Here is a 16,667-nt window from a genome sequence, read left to right on the forward strand (position 1 = left end):
CCTGATCTTTGCTTTTTTCCAATGATCTGGTACAATAACGAGGATTGATACTACACATGAATGAGAGGTAACCATACGTCCCATGAAGTAAGACACATGAAATGAACCCCAGTTAACTGCAGATTGTATTATGACGCAGTCAGCCGAGCGGCTGAGCAATGAGGGGATTCGTGTGTCCAAATTCAGCTATGGGAAAAGTATGAAACCAGCAGGCGTTTTAGCTTGCGTATACCCTTATTAGGGTGTATTTGTTCATGCTATATGTGACCTCATATCTGCATTTTGAATGCTGATTCCATACAAATTGCTAAACCGCTGGCTGATGCCAGCGGTTTTTTTGAATTTTTTTGTTCAGGAAAGGATGAGGACTCATGACGACATTGGTGCGCTTGCATGAAGTATCAAAAGAATGGAACGGTAACGAATTATTTTCCGGATTAAACCTTGAAATTAACGAAGGCGAACGCCTTGCCATACTAGGTCGTAATGGATGCGGCAAAACCACACTGCTGCAGATTATACTCGGCGAAGAGGATGGAGGTGGAAGGATTGATCGTCAACTTCCGCTGTCAGAGTGGGGGTTCATGCGTCAGCGTTCAGAGGTCCCAAGCGGAATAAATGTATTAGATGCAGTAAGACGGGAGAGCGGGCGGATTGACGACATCAAGCGGAAGCTCGAAGAACTGGAGCACCGATTGAGTGCTGCCGATGCTGCCGAGGATATCTCTTTGCTGGACGATTATGCCCGTTCTTTGGAGGAATATGAGCAGCTGAACGGCTACATGTGGGAAACAGAGGTAGAGAAGGTACTGACCCGGCTCGGGTTAACTGCAGAACACTGGAGCAGGCCATATCACTCACTCAGCGGTGGTCAGAAAACAAAAGCACGCCTCGCTGGATTGTTGGTTAGCAAGCCCACTTTTTTGATTTTGGATGAACCAACCAACCATCTGGATGAAGAGAGCATGCGCTGGCTGGAAACCTGGTTGTCCGCATATGAGGGAACAGTATTATTTGTATCCCATGACCGGACATTTATTGACCGGGTAGCGACCAGTGTGATTGAATTTAGTGCAGAAAAACTGACGAAATATAAAGGTGGTTACACCGATTACAAGGGTTATAAAGAGCGGGAGCTGAAGGAACAGGAGACGATATATCGCAAGCAGCAGCTGGAACGTAAAGCACTGGAGGAGACCATTCGTAATTACCAGCAGTGGTTCCATAAAGCTCATAACTCGGCAGGAGGCCAAGAAGTGAAGATTACCCAGAGCTTCTACAAGGCCAGAGCCAACAAAAATATCTCGCGTTACCACGCCAAACAGAAGCAGCTGGAGCGGTTCGAAAATGAACGGGTGGATAAACCACGGGAAGCCGCGAAACTGAATATGGAGCTGCAGATGACTTCACTGGGCACCCGGCAGCTTCTTGCGCTGGAAGAAGTAAGCTTTTCGTACGATGCCAGGCAGTCGTTTCTTCATGATTTGCGAATTGCAGTCGAGCGCGGGGATCGGCTTGCTGTACGTGGAGCCAATGGAACGGGCAAAAGCACACTGCTGAAATTAATGATCGGAGAGCTGCAGCCCTCGCAGGGAAAAATTAGCCGGCATCCCCGGCTCCGTATCGGTTACTTTTCACAAGAGCTGGAAGGATTGCCTGAAGATGCAGCGCTGCTGGACAGCTTACTGGTTCTCCCTTCTATGACGCAAAGTGCTGCAAGAACCATCTTGGGATGCTTTTTGTTTTCAAGAGAAGATGTGTTTAAACGCATCGGAGATTTAAGTATGGGGGAGAAATGCCGGGTGGCATTCCTGCGGTTGTATTTCGGTGGTGCCAATCTGCTGGTGCTGGATGAACCAACGAATTATCTGGACATCGACACCCAGGAAGTGATGGAGAATGTGCTAAAAGAAGCCTCCGGCGCACTGGTTATCGTGTCACATGACAGGATGCTGATCCGTTCTCTGGCAAACCGTCTATGTGATCTGAAACCTGACGGAACGGCCACGCTCTTCGAAGGTGGAGTGGCGGATTGGGAGCAATCCGTACAGCTAAGAGAAGCGGCGCTGGATACCCGGGATTCGGATGATGAGCGTCTACGGCTCGAGATGCGGCTATCTGAACTGCTAACTCCAGTATGTGCTGCAGGAACAGAGCGATTGACAACAGCTGCAGATGAGACCGCAAGAGAGGCGGAAGCAGTTGAGATTCGTATGATTCAGCAGCGGCTCAAAGAGCTGAGAAATCAGGGTGCATCTGCAAATTAGCAGCTGGGCATGCTTGCTATTTCGCCTTATATTGCATATAATAATGAACGATCATCGATCATTGGTATCGATAAAGGTTAGTCTAATGAAACAAACGTTATGATGGAGACAAGTAAGCAGTGCCTCTGGACAGGGAGGAAGCGCCGTAGATTGAGAGCGTTTCTGTAGAACCAGGCTGCCGAAATTCACTCCGGAGCGGTTCCTTGAACTTGATGATGTGTGCAGACACAGAGGCAAAAGTAGAGGCAAACGGTTAACGGTCGTTATTCCGTACAAAGTGAGGCAAAACGTGCTGCAGAGCTTGTAGCGATGTGACAGCGTTAGTCTAACAAGGGTGGTACCACGGTCTTTTCGTCCCTTTTGGGGAGAAAAGGCCTTTTTTTGTTGCAATAACAGCTCATAAAGGAGGCAATTACACATGAAAGAACGTTTGGAAGCATTAAAGATCGAAGCGCTGGAGCAGTTGTCCGGCGTAAACGATCCGCAGACGCTTGGTGATCTGCGTGTAAAGTATTTGGGAAAAAAGGGTGCACTGACTGAGATTCTGCGCGGTATGGGAGCGCTTAGTGCCGAGGAGCGTCCTGTCATTGGACAGGTGGGCAACGAAGTGCGTGCAGCGATTGAAGAGGTGATCAACAGCAAACAGGAGCAATTCCAGAAGGAAGAGACTGCGAAGCGTCTTCAATCCGAGAAGATTGATGTGACTTTGCCTGGACGTCGCGGACGTCAAGGCGGACTGCATCCACTAACGAAAGTGGTGCAGGAGATCGAAGATATTTTCATCGGTATGGGATATCGCGTAGCGGAAGGTCCTGAGGTGGAGATGGACTATTACAATTTCGAAGCTCTAAACCTGCCGAAGAATCACCCGGCGCGCGACATGCAGGATTCCTTCTATGTGACGGAGGATCTGCTGATGCGTACGCATACATCTCCGGTGCAGGTTCGCACGATGCAGAGCATGAAAGGTGAAGTGCCTGTCAAGGTCATCTGCCCGGGTAAAGTATACCGCCGTGATGATGACGATGCGACCCACTCCTTCCAGTTCCATCAGGTCGAAGGTCTTGTGATCAGTGAAAACATTCGCATGAGTGACCTGAAAGGAACGCTGCTGCAATTTGTACGCGAAATGTTCGGGGCTCATACCGAAATCCGTCTGCGCCCAAGCTTCTTCCCATTCACAGAGCCAAGTGCGGAAGTGGATGTTACCTGTGTACAATGCGGCGGCAGCGGCTGCCGGGTCTGCAAACAAACAGGCTGGCTTGAAATTCTGGGCGGCGGCATGGTTCACCCGAAAGTGCTTGAGATGGGCGGTTATGATCCGGAGAAATACAGCGGTTTTGCCTTTGGTATGGGGGTAGAGCGGATCGCGATGCTGAAGTATGGCATTGATGATATTCGCCATTTCTATAATAGTGATCAGACTTTCCTGAAACAATTCGGACGGTTGTAATTATATTGAGCACCACTAATAAATAGATTAAGGAAGTGAACGTGCATGAGAGTATCGACAGATTGGCTGTCTGATTATATTGCCCTTGAAGGTGTCACACCGCAGGAGCTGGCAGAGAAAATCACCCGTGCAGGGATCGAAATTGATGTAGTGGAGAACCGTAATCAGGGCGTAAACAAGGTTGTCGTCGGTTACGTCAAAAGTAAGGAAAAACACCCGGACGCGGACAAACTGAATGTATGTGTCATTGACGCAGGCCAAGAAGAAGAGCTGCAGATCGTGTGTGGTGCGAAAAATGTGGATGCCGGTCAGAAGGTAGCTGTAGCCCTCGTTGGTGCGAAACTTCCCGGCGGGCTGGACATCAAAAAAGCGAAGCTGCGCGGCGTTGTGTCGCTCGGTATGATCTGCTCCGCCAAAGAGCTCGGCATGAACGATAAATTGCTGCCGAAGGATCAACAGGAAGGTATTCTGGTCCTGCCGGAAAACACAGAGATCGGCACACCAATCAGCCAGGTGCTCGGTCTGGACGATCACGTGCTGGAGCTGGATCTGACGCCGAACCGTTCCGACGCCTTGAGCATGCGAGGTGCAGCATACGAAGTGGCTGCGATTCTTGGCCGCGAAGTGACGCTGCCGAGCCCTAAGGATCAGCTGGTCGAAGCTGGTGATAAAGCGGCTGATCACATTTCTGTAGAGATCAAAGCTCAGGAGCAGTGCAGCCATTATGCGGCTCGTTATGTGACAGGCATCAAGCTGGGTGCTTCCCCGCTCTGGATGCAGAACCGTCTCATGGCAGCCGGTGTTCGTCCGATTAACAATATCGTGGATATTACGAATTATGTCATGCTGGAATACGGTCAGCCGCTGCATGCCTTTGATGCCGATAAGCTGGAGAACGGACGCATTGAGGTGCGCATGGCACATGAAGGCGAAACAATTGTGACGCTGGACGGTCAGGAGCGCAAGCTTGAACCGCATATGCTGCTCGTTACCGATGGCGTGAAACCGGTCGCCATCGCTGGTGTTATGGGCGGTGAGAATTCCGAGGTATCGGAAGGCACCGTGAATCTGCTGCTGGAGTCCGCCAAGTTTGACGGCGGAACGGTTCGGAAGACGTCGCGCCAACTGGGGCTGCGTTCTGAAGCAAGCCTGCGTTTTGAAAAAGAAGTAGACCCGGGTGCGGTCATTACGGCTCTGGATCGTGCGGCTGAACTCATTCAGCGTTATGCATCAGGCCAAGTACATCAGGGGATTGTTCAGGCTGGCGAGGAAGCTTCCGAGAAACGTGTCATTCAAATGTCTCTGGACAGACTCAATCGTTATCTCGGCACGGACCTATCCCTGCTTGAGGTGAAAACGATCTTTGGCCGTCTGCATTTTGCATGCGGTGATGCGGAGCAGGGCGTTCTGGACGTTGAAGTCCCAACGCGAAGAGGGGATATCACGCTGGATGTGGATCTGTTTGAAGAGGTTGCCCGTCTATACGGCTACGACAACATTCCCACAACTTGGATCGAAGGGCCGACTACTCCGGGAGCTTACACACGTCCTCAAGCCATCCGCCGTACCATCCGTGGTGTGATGTCTGGAAGCGGGTGGCAGGAAATGATCAGTTATTCCTTTGTGCATCCGGACAAAACCGTTCTGTTCCCTGCGCTGACGCAAGGAAGCCAAGCTGTTAAACTGGCTATGCCGATGAGTGAGGATCGCAGCGTGCTGCGTACGAGCATTCTACCGCAGATGCTGGACGCTGCTGTATACAACATGAACCGGAAACAGGATTCTCTTGCCGTGTTTGAAGTAGGAAGTATTTTCTTCACGGAAGAAGAAAAGCTGACCAAGCAGCCGCATGAAATTCCGGTTTTGGCTCTACTGCTCACGGGTAACCGTGCAGCGCAGCAGTGGAATGCTGGTGCAGAGAAAGTGGATTTCTTTGACATTAAAGGTGCGCTTGAAAATCTGTTTACTTATTTGGGGTTGGAGCAGCGTATTCGTTTCGCAGCGAATAGTCCGGAAGGATTCCATCCTGGTCGTTCTGCCTCTATCTATCTGGATGGAAAAGATGGCAGCGAAGGCGCCCTGATCGGTACGATCGGTCAGCTGCATCCAGAGCTGCAGCAGCAGTATGATCTGAACGATGTTTATGCTGCTGAGATTGCACTTGAAGCTATTTATAAGGAAGCCGATGCGGATATCCGTTATCGTGAGCTTCCACGTTTCCCGGCAGTAGAGCGGGATATTGCCGTGGTGGTAAGCAAAGATATTGAAGCTGGCGACATGCTTCATACCATCCGTGAATCAGCAGGCGAGCTGCTGCAGACGGTACAGGTATTCGATGTGTTCACGGGCAGCAAACTTGGTGAAGACAAGAAAAGTGTAGCTATGGCTTTGGTATACCGAAATCGTGAACGTACGCTGACAGACGAGGAAGTTACCGAAGTTCATACCCGTGTCGTAACACGTCTGGAAGAGCAATTCAACGCAGAACTGCGCAAATAGGACAGAAGTCAATTTTTTGAACAAAGATTAGCAGGAATTGCTTGAAGTCACATCGAATCCTTAGCATTAGAGGATCGATGTGACTTTTTTGTCATTACAGCTTAGAATCAACATACAGACTTGAAGGAGGGCACAACTGTGACTACACCTGATCGTACACGCGTCACCGTAGAGATCTACGGGACTTCCTATAAACTTGTCGGCAGCAGTGCCGATTATATGAAACAAGTAGCTAATCTGGTAGATGAACGTATGAGCGCCATCTCCAAAAGTCATTCCCGTTTGGATACGCCGCGGATTGCTGTACTTGCGGCCGTACATATGGCTGAGCAGTCTCTTCAGACGGAGGAAATCCGCAATGAGCTCAAGATGCTTACGGGAGAACGTACAGAGCTTCGCAAAGAAATCAACCGGTTAAACGCCATACAGAGTGAGCACCAACAAGAACTGCAGCAGCGGGACCAGTCTCTCGCCGAAGTTCGGCAGCAGAAGGCTGAAGCGGAACAGGCTTTACAAAAACTGACTGCAGAGAAGCAGGCTGAAATCTCCAAGTTGAACGCCCTGCTGGAGAAGGAGCGCAGTCAGACGAAAGAGCAGCTTCAGAAGCTGCAGGCCCAAGCTTCGGCACAGCTCAAAGAGGCCGAAGCAAGAGGGACAGCACGGGTTAAGGAGGCAGAGGAAAAAGCGGCAAACCAGCTCAAACAGGTGCAGGCACAATCAGCTGCACAGCTGAAGGAAGCGCAGAACCGTGCGGCAGCAGAGCTGCAGCAGGTACAGGCAAAAGCGTCAGCCCAATACAAAGAGCTGCAGGATCGAACCGCAGCGCAGCTGAAAGAAGCCGAGAGTCGGGCTTTAGCAGAACGCCAGAAAGTACAGGCTCAGGCAGCAGAGCAGGTGCAGGCTGCCAAAGAAGAGGCGGAATCCGCCATTCTGTCCGAGCTGGAGCAGGCTGAGGTTAAATTGAAGCAGGTGCAGGAAGAAGCGGCCCTTCAATATAGTGAGCTGCAGGAGCAGATGAAGCAGCGGCTGGAGCAGGCTGAACAAAATGCTCAGAAACAGGCGGATGCTTACAAAGCACAGGCGAAACAAGAGCATGAAGCGCTGCTTGCTGAAGCTGAACAGAAGCGCCGGGCTGCCGTTGAACAGATGCAGGCTGAGTTCAAAGCTCTTACTGAACAGTCCGAATTGGAATGGATGGAGAAAGAGGCACTATATGAAGAGCAATTAAAAGAAGAACAGGAAGCCGCGGCTTCCCGTGCTGCTGAGGCCGCGGCTGCTGCGGAGAAATTGCATCAGCAGGAGCAGAGCAAGCTGCTGCGTCAGCTTGAAGAAGAACGTACACAGGCTGAGTCACGCATATCCGAGATAAATCAACAGCTTTCCTCGGTTCGAAATGAACTGAAGCATGCGCAGGAAGTGGTTTCTGAGCAGGAGCACCTGCTTCAGGCGGAACGGACACAAGTGGAGTCGCTGCGTCAGGAGCATGAGACTCGTATTCAGGAGCAGGAGACTCAGGCACGTCGGATTATTGAGCTTCAGCAGCAGTTGGAGCAGCTGAAAGAAGACAGCACGGAGCTGCGGAACAAGCTTCGCGAAACAGAGCAGTCACTGAAGCAGACACGGGAGTCCCAGCAGCAGTGGCAGGAGCAGTATAATGAAGCAGTAGACCGCGAAACCGCGCTCACAGCCCAGCTGCGCAAACTTCAGGAACAGCACGTACAGCTTGAACAGGATGCACAGCATCTGCTCGAAGCTGAGACCAAATCGGAAGAGGAACAGCGCAGACTGCATAAGGTGCTTGAACAGGCTCATGCTGCTGTACGTACGCTGCAAAAAGAGATTGCTTCACTTACAGAGAGTGAACGGTCTTGGAAAGAACTTGCCGAACAGCGGCTGGCGGATATAGGTGATCTGGAGAATCAAATACTTGAGGCAGCCGAGCAAAATGAAACCCTGGAATCTGGTGTGCAGTCCCTGCATGATGAACTAACCGTCGTGAAGGAAGAAGCACGTCTCTACAATGAAGAGGCCGTTCGTTATGAGAAGGAAACAGAGATTCTGGAACAAAAGCGCAAGCAGCTGCAGGAGGAAATCAGCGGTATTCGTGAGGAGCTGAAGGATAATCGTGATGAACTGCATGGTGCTCAGGAGGAGTTAAGCCGTCTGCAGGAACAGTACAAACAAATCCGTAATGAGTATAGTGATGCTCTGCAGCGAGAAGAAAATGCTGGCTCCAGAATGAGTGAGCTTGAGGCAGAGAAGCAGACCTTAGAGCAGGCCCTGTTGGAAGCCAGACAATCGGCTGAGCAGCTTGCGAAGCGGTACACAGAGCAGGCTAATCAGCTTGCACAGACGGAAGAGGAAGCGCTCGAATGGCAAATTAAACATGAGGATCTGTCAGCCAATCAGGCTGCACTGTCTTCACGCATACAGCAGTTGACAACAACCGAAGAAGAGCTTCGTTCTCAATTAAAACAGGCAGCAGAGACTGCAGAACAGAACGAAAAGGTGTGGCAGCTCCGCGCAGATGAATGGGCAGTTCAGGAGCAGACCTGGCAGGAACGCTGGACTGCACTCGAGAACGAGTTGACAGCATGGCAGCGTGAAAGTGCGGTGAGTTCCGAGAAGCTTGAAGAACTGGAACAGCAACGAGATCAGTTATTGAAAGAGCGTGCACAGCGCGAACAGCTGCAGGCTGAAGTGAATGAAGAAAAACAGATTATGGAGAATGAACTGCGAGAAATAGGAGAACGTTATGAACTGGCAGCCAACCAGCTGCGGCTGCTGCAGGTCGAGCGGGAAATGGAACAAGAGAAGGCTGAGCAGTTAAATACGGAATATCGCCAGCTGCATGATGAATATACGAAATTACAGACGGAATATAACGAATGGATTGAATTGATCGAGCAGGATCAGACGTAGCGGACAGACTTTTTTCGTCCAGACGAGGAACAGCGAACTCCTGCATAATTTGTTATAATACACAAGGAGCTCCCGTCGCTGCGGGGGCTCCTTGTGATGAAGTTATTCTTCTACGATGATTTTGGAGATCATGCTGCTGTGGCCGGGACCGCAAAAAACAGAACAGGACATCTCGAATTCACCAGCTTTGTCCGGGGTAATCACTTTGGAACTTTTTTGGGTGTCCAGCCGAAGATTCAGCTCGGGTACAAGCAGACCGTGATTCCCGTTTACATTTTCATAGACAATTTTAACAGGAACCCCTTTTTTGAGTCGGTATTCAGGTTGGTCAAACTCGTAGTTGCTTGCCTTAATTACCAGTTGTTCACTGGCCTGAACCTCAGGCTCGGATGATGCTCCTGAGTCTTTGGGGTTTCCGCATGCAGCGAGAACAAGGATTAACATACAGGCGGCAAGCCATGCTATACCTCTCTTCATCATGTGCCTCCTTAAACATGTAAGATGGATAAAATTTGAATGATTTCTCAAGTCATCATACCTCAATCTGCAGACGCCTGTACATGTCAGGTATGACGTTTTCTTGAAAAGTGATTAAGAATACAAATTAGCTGCCCGTTTTTCGAAATACGGCGAAAAAACCTCTTCGGGCCAAAGGCCTTCCGAGGTTACATTTCTTGCAAACAGTCAAGCTTGTACAAGCGGCCTGCGTTTAGCTTTTGGAGTTTCTTCCAGCATCAAACGGTGTGGATACCGGGATGAAGAGATCGATAATCCCGATGACCAAAGCAGCAAGAATAGCACCGAGCAGGCTGACTTCAACGTGATCAACGACATATTGACCGAGCCAGATCACCAGTGCACTCACGATAAAACCGACGATTCCCCGGCCGAACGGATTAACTCTTCTGCCAAAGATGCCTTCAATGATCCAGCCCAGCAGTGCGATGACCAGAGCCAGCATCAATGCGCTCCAGAAACCGCCAACGGCAAAACCGGGAACGATCCAGCTAACGACCATTAATACAATAGCTGCGATAATAAATCGTACGACATGACCCAGAAAATTCATGGGGTTACCTCCTTTGTTCAGATTGGATTGGGCACAGCACAGGCTCGAAGGCGAGCGGAATGGATGGCACAATCCTGACTCTCGTAGTTTGTGGTGTTGTACTTCAAGTTATGTGTGGAAGGATTCGTTAAATAGCGCGGCAAAGTTTCTTTCGTTATAATACAGATATAGGTTGGAAGGAGTTGTACATTTGGACACGAAAATATTACACACACTCGAATATCGAAAAATTTTAAATACATTGCTTGGCTTCGCCCAGACGTCAATGGGCAAGAAAAAAGCGGAGCAGCTTGAGCCGATTAGTGAACTTGAAGAAGTAAAACGTCTGCTGCAGCAGACAGATGAAGCGTTCACCTTTGACCGACTCAAAGGATCGCCTTCTTTTGGAGGGATTGTAGACATCACAGCGTCCGTGAAACGGGCCGAGATTGGCGGGACCCTGAATCCGCATGAACTGCTTGGCATCTCCAATACGACAAATGCGGCCAGACGGTTGAAACGCCAGATTGCAGCACTGCATGAGGATGAACCCATTGAATCCCTATTCTTTTTAAGTGATCAGTTGTCCGAGCAGAAGGAGCTGGAGGACGCAATTCGGATCTGTATCGATGACAATGCGGAGGTGGCAGACAGTGCAAGTGTGACGCTGGCACAGATCCGTCGTGAATTGCGGGGCGGAGAAGCTCGCATTCGTGAAAAACTGGATTCCATGATTCGTTCGTCTACCGTCTCCAAAATGCTGCAGGACCAGCTCATAACGATTCGCGGAGATCGATTTGTTATTCCGGTTAAGGCAGAATACCGTTCGTATTTCGGCGGCATTGTCCATGACCAGTCGGGTTCAGGCGCGACTCTGTTCATCGAGCCGGAAGCGATCGTTGCAATGAACAATAAATTGCGTGAAACCCGGATCAGGGAAGAACGTGAAATTGAAGTGATTTTGCAGAAATTGACGGCACATGTCAGTGAGCAGGGAGAATGGCTGCTGTATGATGTCGATTTGCTGGCATCCTTGGACTTCATCTTTGCTAAAGCCCGCCTTGCCCGTGAGCTGAAAGCAACGCTGCCTCGTATGAATGACAGGGGATTCCTCAAGCTGAAAAAAGGACGTCATCCTCTGATTCCGATTGAGCATGTTGTCCCAATTGACGTGGAGCTTGGGAATGACTATACCTCTATTATTGTGACTGGACCGAATACAGGTGGTAAAACGGTAACGCTGAAAACAATAGGCCTGTTGAGTTTGATGGCTATGTCAGGATTATTTGTTCCAGCCGAGGACGGCAGTCAGCTGTGCGTATTTGATGCCATTTACGCTGATATTGGGGACGAGCAGAGCATTGAGCAGAATCTGAGTACGTTCTCCAGCCATATGACCAACATCATTCGTATTCTGAAAAATATGACACCCAAAAGTCTCATCCTTCTGGATGAGCTTGGAGCAGGAACAGATCCTGCAGAAGGTTCTGCGCTTGCGATTTCCATGCTGGAGCATATGCACCGGACAGGCTGCCGTATGGTAGCAACAACTCACTATAGTGAGCTGAAAGCCTATGCGTATGAGCGCAAAGGAGTCATTAATGCGAGCATGGAGTTTGATATTAATACGCTTAGTCCGACATACCGCCTCTTGGTTGGTGTACCTGGGCGCAGTAACGCATTTGCAATTGCCGAGCGACTCGGCCTGCCAGGATACATTCTGGAATATGCCCGCGGTGAAGTGAAAGAAGAAGATCAGCGGATCGAGCACATGATCGCTTCCCTCGAAGAGAATCGTCTTACGGCCGAACAGGAACGTGAGAAAGCGGAGACGCTTCGTCAAGATATGGAAAAATTACGCAGCCGTCATCAGGCGGAGCTGGAGAAACTGGAACAGCAGCGTGACCGCCGGATTGAAAAAGCAGAGGAAGATGCCCGCAGCATTGTAGATAAGGCTCGTGCAGAAGCAGAGAAAATTATTGCTGATCTTCGTCAGCTGGCTATGGAAGAAGGTGCTTCTGTCAAGGAGCACAAATTGATTGCAGCCCGCAAACAGCTGGATGAAGCAGAGCCGGAGAAGCGAAGAAAAACGGTCAAAAAGGCAGCTGTTCCGAAAGCCCGTGCTATCGGTCCTGGGGACGAAGTGCTTGTGTATAGTCTTAATCAGAAGGGACATGTCGTAGAGATGGCTGGCAGCAAAGACGCCGTTGTACAGCTCGGAATTATGAAAATGAAAGTGTCGCTGGACGATCTGGAACTGCAGCAGGCCGCACCTGCAGCGAAGCAGACGAAGCAAAAACCGGTTACGGGCATGAAACGAACTCGTGATGATAATGTGAAGAGCGAGCTCGACCTGCGCGGCACGAATCTGGAAGAGGCGCTGATGGAGACAGACCGTTTCATTGATGAGGCTTTCCTTGCGAACTTGGGTCAAGTGTATATTATTCATGGTAAAGGTACAGGAATTTTGCGTTCCGGTATTCAGGATTACCTGCGGAAGCATAAACATATTAAAAGTTATCGTCTGGGCAACTATGGGGAGGGCGGCAATGGTGTAACTGTTGCTGAGCTTGAATAGCCGGAACACGAATGAATAAATCTGCTGTTCAGTTGATCTGAAGAGCGGATTCGGAAGGAGAATGGGGAGTGAAAGAAGCGATTGACGGACTGCTGTCCCATCCTTTGGGGATGGTCCTCGGTTTCTTCTCAGTAGCGATTATGGAGCTGCTCGTCTTTCTGGCATGCTTTGAACTGGTGACCAAATATAAATGCTGGACGGAGATCAAGAAAGGAAACGTAGCTGTAGCGATGGCTACAGGAGGTAAAATCTTCGGAATATGCAACGTGCTGCGTTTTTGCATTCAAGCGAAATCTTCCGTTTATGAAGCGATGACATGGTCCATAGTCGGGTTCGTACTGCTGCTTGCTGCTTATTTTTTGTTTGAATTTCTGACGCCAGTGTTTTCAATCGACCGGGAGATTGAAGCAGATAATCGCGCAGTCGGATTGATATCGATGATCATTTCTGTCTCACTGTCCTTTGTGATCGGCGCAAGCATTATCTAGGGGGATCGATGATGAAACTATTGATACGGATTTTGTTTGCGGCATCGATTGTTTTTTTTGCCATCGGTGTAATCTATGTGATAAACACGTAATTATATGAAAGAGAAAGGTTGATACACGATGGAAACAACAGTATGTCCTTGGTGTCAGACGGAAATTGTTTGGGACGAGGAGCTGGGACCTGAAGAAGAATGTCCGTATTGTCACAATGAATTGAATGGTTACCGTACACTGAATATTAACATTGGCGACGAAGAGAGCGATGAAACCGAGGAAGAGTTCTATGATGTCGAAGTGAAGGATCAAAAGCAAATCTCGGATCTGACCTCATTATGGGGGGACGAGGTCGAACTTAAACTGCCGGAGCTGCGCACATTGAACAAATACGCAGACGAGGGTAATGATCTCATTCAGTATGAGCAGGGTGTGGAGAAGCAGTTGGACCAGCAGGAGGAAGTACCGGAGTGTCCGAATTGCCGGGAGTTCATGATTCTTGCCGGATCACAGGCAGCCAGTCAGGATACGTTTACGCCGATCGCGAACGCTGCTTCAGGTAAAGGATCCGTATTGGCACCTCCATTTACGGTCCTGACCTATGTTTGCTCAGGTTGCTTCCAAGTCCAATACAGTTTGTCTGAGGATGACCGTCTGCGGTTGATTCAGAACCTGAGTGCACAGTAAGCAATCGTTTACGGAGAGCTAATTTTATACAAACCTAAAGAATCATTATGTTTTTCTTCCGCTTGGGGCAGGTTAAACCCAAGAGCAGCCTGTTCATGTTTTTGCTTCAGGTGATCAAGGAGGGGGCAGATGAAGATTTCTTTAGGAAGACAATCCATTCTGCTTTTGGGCGTGAATGGATTGTTTGCGTTAGCCGGAGCATTATCCGGTACATTTTTGAACGTGTTTCTCTGGAAGAGCCGCCCGGATTACGCTATGCTCGGCTGGTTCACCATAAGTCAGCAGCTGGCGATCGGTCTGACGTTTTGGCTCGCCGGAAAGTGGGTCAAAGAACACAACAAAATGAATGCGCTCAGACTGGGAACAGGGTTATCTGGCGTCTTCTATATGCTGGTTCTGTGGACCGGTGCGCGTGCAGTAGATTGGATCTGGCCGCTTGGACTGCTGCTGGGTTGTGCACTGGGACTGTTCTGGCTCGCTTTTAATGTTGTGTATTTTGAAGTCACCGATCGCGATAACAGAGACTTGTTTAATGGCTGGGTTGGATTGCTGGGCTCTATGACGGGAATTATCGGGCCGTGGTTTTCCGGATTCATTATTTCACGCATGGCAGATAATACGGGGTACCGGCTCATCTTTACGGTGTCACTTGTCATTTATATCATCGCCGTAGTCTTCAGTTTTTTTCTGAAAAAACGGAAAGTCAGCGGTACATACCGTTGGTCAGAACCAGTTCGGCAGCTGTCTGCATCGCAAAGTCCATGGCGTCCTTTGGCGATGGGGCTGTTTGCCCAAGGGGTACGGGAAGGCGTATTTGCCTTTTTGATTACACTGCTTGTATATTTGGCAACAGCTCAAGAGTACAAACTTGGACAATTTTCTCTGATTACTTCAGCGGTGGCTTTGGTCTGTTACTGGGCCGCAGGAAAATGGTTTAAGCCCAATTATAGATCTAAAGGCATGCTGACGGGCTCTATACTGCTGCTTTTGGTTCTGCTGCCTTTGCTCTGGAAAGTCAATTACGGGACGCTGCTCTTTATGGGGATCGGTAGTGCAGCAGCGATGCCGCTTTATATTTTGCCGATGATATCCGCAGGTTTCGACATGATGGGCACAAGCGGCGAAAATGTAGAGAAAAGAGTTGAACTTGTCGTATTAAGAGAGCTGTGTCTCATGACTGGACGGCTTTTTGGTTTGATCATATTCTTAATTGCGGTTATAAATGCTCCATCGCAGCAGGTGTTAATTTGGCTGATCATTTTGTTAGGTACATTCCCGCTGATCGGGTGGATTTTTATGCGGAAATTGTTAATACAAACGGCATCTGAGGATTCGAATGCAGCTGTCTAATATGAACGTGAAAAGGGTACTGTACAAGGAAATGTGAATTTCCTCTGCAGTACCCTTTATGATCTTTTCCTCTGCTTACGTTGATACGGAGGAATTGGATTAAAGCATGGGTAGATCGTCTGTTTTGGGAGGAGAAGGTTTACTCGTTCTGGTTAAGGAAAAGAGCTTCATGTCTTCATTGTCCTTACCGGTGATCGCATCTGCGATCAGAGAGGCTGCAATCATGCTGTAAACCGTTCCGTTCCCTCCGTAACCTTCAACGAAGAAAGAATGAGGGTAATCAGGATGCGTTCCGATGAGGGGAAGACCATCATGCGTATTGCCAAACACCGCACCCCAGGCGTAATCCACTTCAAGAGCTTCAAGTGGAAAATACGATTTAACCTCTTCCAGAAGAACAGCACCTTGGTTTTTGGAACGAAGCTCGCGCTGATCCTCGGCAGGTGTCTCTTCATCAAGACCACCCGCTATAATGCGATTGTCCGGAGTGGTACGCATATATAGATACGGACGTGCCGTTTCCCAGATCATGGCTTGCTCATGCCAGCTGTTCATATCAGGCAGCGGTTTGGTAGTAATTGCATACGTGGATTTCAAATAAGCTCCACGATCCTTCTTGATCTCCTGAGTTTCATATCCGGCGGCATAAACCACCTGTTTTGCTCGAATTTTGCCATTAGGAGTATAACACCATACCCCTTCGCCATCATAATCACAGTGTATCATTTCAGTCTGTTCGTAAATCCGGGCACCATGCTCCCGTGCAGATTCAAACAAACCTTGGACAAAGCGATATGGATTGACTTCAGCATCTCCCTTGGTATAAAGGGCCGCAGGCTTAGCAAAAGGGAAATGATTCTTGATCCGATCTTCACTCCACAGCTCTGCATCAAATCCATACTTTTGCAGGGTATGATACTCTTCCTCCAGCAAAGCGACATCTTCTTCACAGCTGGCAAAGCAAAAGCTGGTTCGCGGAATAAACCACGGATCGGTCTTCAGACTTCCGGCAATCTCGCCAAGCTGCTGCATGGCTTCACGGCACAGCTGATAAAATCGTACGCCTTTCTCTTCTCCAAACGTGTTGATGCAGGATGTCAACGTTTTGTCATTAGTATACTGAAGCAGACCGGTATTGGCCGAACTGCTCCCATGAGCGATTTTTCGTTTATCAATGACAACGGTATCTATGCCGCGCTGTGCAAGCAGTCTGGAAGTAAGTGCACCTCCCATACCACCGCCTATAATCAGGCAGTCACATAAAATATCCGTATTTAAAGAGGGATATTCAAAGTCCGGTTTATAAGTCGAAGGCCAATAAGGTGTGCCATACACGAGATCCATCTGAAACAGCTCCTTTGTCATCACATTGGTATAGTTT

11 protein-coding genes are annotated in these 16,667 nt (G+C 49.2%); 8 read left to right on the plus strand and 3 right to left on the minus strand.

The genetic code is table 11. The annotated features are described in order from the left end of the window. The first annotated feature begins 371 nt into the window (after positions 1-371). The 4 genes from abc-f to MKY97_RS08780 all read left to right on the plus strand — a co-directional run bounded on the left by abc-f (position 372) and on the right by MKY97_RS08780 (position 9,141). Complete coding sequence (gene abc-f, locus MKY97_RS08765) at positions 372-2,267, plus strand: ABC-F type ribosomal protection protein (RefSeq protein WP_342555061.1); 1,896 nt, start codon at positions 372-374, stop codon at positions 2,265-2,267. A 418-nt stretch (positions 2,268-2,685) separates the two neighbouring features. Further along, positions 2,686-3,720: a phenylalanine--tRNA ligase subunit alpha gene (gene pheS, locus MKY97_RS08770; RefSeq protein WP_342555062.1), complete on the plus strand. Its 1,035-nt coding sequence runs from the start codon at positions 2,686-2,688 to the stop codon at positions 3,718-3,720. A gap of 45 nt (positions 3,721-3,765) precedes the next feature. Continuing rightward, on the plus strand, positions 3,766-6,219 hold the full coding sequence (gene pheT / locus MKY97_RS08775; protein WP_342555063.1) for a phenylalanine--tRNA ligase subunit beta: 2,454 nt from the start codon (positions 3,766-3,768) through the stop codon (positions 6,217-6,219). Positions 6,220-6,357: 138 nt separating this feature from the next. Beyond that, a complete protein-coding gene (locus tag MKY97_RS08780) occupies positions 6,358-9,141 on the plus strand; it encodes a hypothetical protein (RefSeq protein WP_342555064.1) in 2,784 nt (927 codons plus the stop codon). A gap of 102 nt (positions 9,142-9,243) precedes the next feature. Here the strand turns inward: MKY97_RS08780 and MKY97_RS08785 are convergent, their stop codons facing one another. Next, a complete protein-coding gene (locus MKY97_RS08785; RefSeq protein ID WP_342555065.1) occupies positions 9,244-9,621 on the minus strand; it encodes a cytochrome C oxidase subunit II in 378 nt (125 codons plus the stop codon). 229 nt (positions 9,622-9,850) lie between these two features. Beyond that, positions 9,851-10,210: a phage holin family protein gene (locus MKY97_RS08790; protein ID WP_342555066.1), complete on the minus strand. Its 360-nt coding sequence runs from the start codon at positions 10,208-10,210 to the stop codon at positions 9,851-9,853. Positions 10,211-10,400: 190 nt separating this feature from the next. Between MKY97_RS08790 and MKY97_RS08795 the strand changes: the two genes are divergently transcribed. From MKY97_RS08795 to MKY97_RS08810, 4 genes are all read left to right on the plus strand, one after another. Beyond that, positions 10,401-12,767: an endonuclease MutS2 gene (locus MKY97_RS08795; RefSeq protein ID WP_342555067.1), complete on the plus strand. Its 2,367-nt coding sequence runs from the start codon at positions 10,401-10,403 to the stop codon at positions 12,765-12,767. A 68-nt stretch (positions 12,768-12,835) separates the two neighbouring features. Next, a complete protein-coding gene (locus MKY97_RS08800; RefSeq protein WP_342555068.1) occupies positions 12,836-13,255 on the plus strand; it encodes a DUF350 domain-containing protein in 420 nt (139 codons plus the stop codon). A 120-nt stretch (positions 13,256-13,375) separates the two neighbouring features. Further along, positions 13,376-13,936, plus strand: a complete 561-nt coding sequence (locus tag MKY97_RS08805) for a hypothetical protein (RefSeq protein WP_342555069.1) — start codon at positions 13,376-13,378, stop codon at positions 13,934-13,936. Positions 13,937-14,065: 129 nt separating this feature from the next. After that, positions 14,066-15,286 (plus strand): MFS transporter, encoded by a 1,221-nt coding sequence (locus MKY97_RS08810; RefSeq protein ID WP_342555070.1) that lies wholly within the window; start codon positions 14,066-14,068, stop codon positions 15,284-15,286. Between the two features lie 99 nt (positions 15,287-15,385). Here the strand turns inward: MKY97_RS08810 and MKY97_RS08815 are convergent, their stop codons facing one another. After that, entirely contained in the window at positions 15,386-16,630 is a 1,245-nt protein-coding gene (locus MKY97_RS08815; RefSeq protein WP_342555071.1) for an FAD-dependent oxidoreductase, read from the minus strand. Between the last annotated feature and the right edge of the window lie 37 nt (positions 16,631-16,667).

The sequence above is a fragment of the Paenibacillus sp. FSL R7-0652 genome, assembly GCF_038595045.1.
Taxonomy (GTDB): Bacteria; Bacillota; Bacilli; order Paenibacillales; family Paenibacillaceae; genus Paenibacillus.

Coding starts and splice junctions, on each gene's coding strand:
- MKY97_RS08810 (WP_342555070.1), top strand. CDS start 14,066: ATGAAGATTTCTTTAGGAAGACAATCCATTCTGCTTTTGGGCGTGAAT.
- MKY97_RS08785 (WP_342555065.1), bottom strand. CDS start 9,621: ATGATGAAGAGAGGTATAGCATGGCTTGCCGCCTGTATGTTAATCCTT.
- MKY97_RS08815 (WP_342555071.1), bottom strand. CDS start 16,630: ATGGATCTCGTGTATGGCACACCTTATTGGCCTTCGACTTATAAACCG.
- abc-f (WP_342555061.1), top strand. CDS start 372: ATGACGACATTGGTGCGCTTGCATGAAGTATCAAAAGAATGGAACGGT.
- pheT (WP_342555063.1), top strand. CDS start 3,766: ATGAGAGTATCGACAGATTGGCTGTCTGATTATATTGCCCTTGAAGGT.
- MKY97_RS08790 (WP_342555066.1), bottom strand. CDS start 10,210: ATGAATTTTCTGGGTCATGTCGTACGATTTATTATCGCAGCTATTGTA.
- MKY97_RS08805 (WP_342555069.1), top strand. CDS start 13,376: ATGGAAACAACAGTATGTCCTTGGTGTCAGACGGAAATTGTTTGGGAC.
- pheS (WP_342555062.1), top strand. CDS start 2,686: ATGAAAGAACGTTTGGAAGCATTAAAGATCGAAGCGCTGGAGCAGTTG.